The sequence below is a fragment of the Flavobacterium xizangense genome (genome assembly GCF_054075145.1).
Genome location: NZ_JBSIPG010000293.1, coordinates 1 through 241, shown reverse-complemented (window position 1 = coordinate 241; position 241 = coordinate 1). Strand labels below are relative to the sequence as shown.

The following is a 241-nucleotide window of genomic DNA, read 5'->3' as shown; positions in this document are numbered from 1 at the left end:
ATCCAAGTTCCAGGAGTAAATGACAATCCGTAGGCTTGAGAAGCACCTCGAACAGAAGGGATATTTTCTTCTGTAATCATTAAATACGGACTCGTAAGCCCAAGCATTTTGATTTGTTTGGTTCCTGTTAAAGCATCAGAAAAATTAACATCGATTGACGGATTGGTTTCAAAACTTTCAGCAAGATTACAACATGCTGCCTTAAGCAGTTCTTTACTCGTAATCACAGAAGTATTGGCTG

At 38.6% G+C, this 241-nt stretch carries 1 pseudogene; it reads right to left on the bottom strand.

Annotation, left to right across the window (positions count from 1 at the left end):
• Nucleotides 1-241: pseudogene (locus ACWA1B_RS23490) on the bottom strand (TonB-dependent receptor); the annotation flags it as partial.